2 protein-coding genes are annotated in these 2,199 nt (G+C 31.2%); both read right to left on the reverse strand.

Annotated features, from left to right (window positions below):
- A partial coding sequence (locus A3EM_RS45150) for a hypothetical protein (protein ID WP_044241167.1) occupies nt 1–1,653 on the reverse strand: 1,653 nt, incomplete at its 3' end.
- 72 nt (nt 1,654–1,725) lie between these two features.
- A partial coding sequence (locus tag A3EM_RS45155) for a T9SS type A sorting domain-containing protein (protein WP_044241169.1) occupies nt 1,726–2,199 on the reverse strand: 474 nt, incomplete at its 5' end.

Raw genomic sequence — 2,199 nt, forward strand, 5'->3', positions numbered from 1 at the left:
GGTATCCAGAATCACCGGATTCGCGAAGCTATCCGAAACTGAAGAAAGTTGGAGCATATAAAAATTATCGGAATTAAATTCATAATTTTCCTGAACTACTACAGAGATAGTTGATCCCTTACATATTGATGTTGAGTAAGGGTAATTAGCTTCGAAGAATGGTTTGGCGGGTTTTGAAAAATTACTTTCTATTATTTGACCTTTTGTTTCAGTAGCGGTGTCAATAGCGTAGGCTGTGAGATAAATTTCTTCTTCAATATCAATAATTTCCTCAAAGGAATTTACATTTCCAACATCAGCAATTAAGTCAAATTCATTTGTGGTGATATTTTTTTTATAAACCTTATAACCTTCTAAGGTTGCTTCCTCATTTTCCTCCCAAGTAATTAGTGTTTTTTGACCTAAATCCCCTTTTAGAACATTCTTTGGCGCTTTGGGGATATTTTTATAAGTAGGGTATTCTAAAAAATTTGAAAAATCTATAAGACCTTTTGTGCCGTTATCCAACTGGTCATAAATTTTTAAGCCGATACTATCTTCGTTGATGGTTCCCCAATAATTTTCTTGGGCGTTAATATTATGTTGGGTCAGATTTTCAATTACGTACTGTTCTATATCTAGGAAATTATTAGTATTAACCTCAAGAGAAGTTCCATCAAAAACAATTGCTTTCCTAAAATTTTTAAAACTACAATTTTTTATTATACTATTTTTACTTCCAAAAATATAAACACCGTCCTTTCCCAAATTATTTCCATCAAACTGTGTTTCTGTTAATTCAACACTTTTCGATCTAATTTGGTGATCCCTACTAAATTGAGATGGATTTTTAAAGGTTAGAGACACCTCTGAGTTTGTGATTTTTAAATGATCGTATAGAAAAAATGATGAGTTTACTACATTACTATTCATAATAGAAACCCCAGTAATAAAACCAGAAAACTCTGATTCAATAATGGTACAACTATCAATATGAAAAAAACCATCTATTTCCGCAGTGTAGCGTGAATTTATTACTTCAGAATTAAATAAAGATATAGAACCTGATGACCATGACATTGAAAGATTGGTATCAGTTATTTCAGAATCCCATATTTCGATGGAATCATTTCCTCCAAAATGTTTTCCAATATTTGAATTTGAAAGTTTACAATTTTTAAAAACGATTTTGGATGATGTATCATATCCTAATGTGCCTGTAAAAGTACTTGATTTAAAAGTTGAATTTAAAATATTTAAGGTTCCAATGTTTTTATTTCCTATTGTAAGAAGTGATCCAAAGTTTTTAATTGTTACTTTTTCAAAATTAGAGTTCGTTAAATTTGCTTCCTGAAATGAAATTTCAGTATCTTCAATAGTGATGTTGTTTAAATCTTCTCCAATGGCCTTTATTTCTCCCTCAACAGTTAATTTATAACTACTAAATAAACCAGAGTTACCAGAAGCGTCACTAGAAATAATTACCCCCGGATTAATAGATAACGTAACCCCATAAGGCACAACCACATCTCCAGTCAACTTATAAGGAGAATTCTCCACTGTCCAAGTAGTATTTTCAGTGAGTGTTCCTGAAACATTTGTTTGGGCGAAAGAATGTTTTTGAATTATGATACATCCTAAAATTAGGATAGATTGTAATATAATTTTTTTCATAATGAAAATTTGTATTAAATGTATTGTGGTATTTAATTTTTTTTTGAGTTAACAAGCAAATTGAAATTTACATCAATCCCTCAAAACCTTCTTCACTATTGATCCCTTATCAGTCATAATATTTAGGAAATAAACGCCACTTTTATACTCTCGAAGATCAATTTTAAAGTTGGAATTGAAATTCCCTTTCCAAACTTCTTTCCCCGCTAAGTTGGTAAGGGAGTAATTTCCAGACAGCTTTTTATTTAAATTGATTTGAATGAAGTTTGCAGTTGGATTAGGGGCAATTGAAACAGCATTTTCCAAAAGAGTTTCTTCAATTCCGGTGACAGCACCAATTCTGGCTACGTTTGATTTACTACTGGTATATTGCAGAATTCTACCATTTTCAAATTCTCCGCAACCTTCCGGGTTTACCACTTCAATCTGGTAAGCCACAGAATTTGCTACTACATTTTTATCGGTATAAGAAGTAAGGTTGCTGGCTAATTCCTTTACCAATTCAAATTCTCCATCATTAATACTTCTATATATATTATAAGTACC

The sequence above is a fragment of the Flexithrix dorotheae DSM 6795 genome (assembly GCF_000379765.1).
In the GTDB taxonomy this organism is placed as follows: domain Bacteria; phylum Bacteroidota; class Bacteroidia; order Cytophagales; family Flammeovirgaceae; genus Flexithrix; species Flexithrix dorotheae.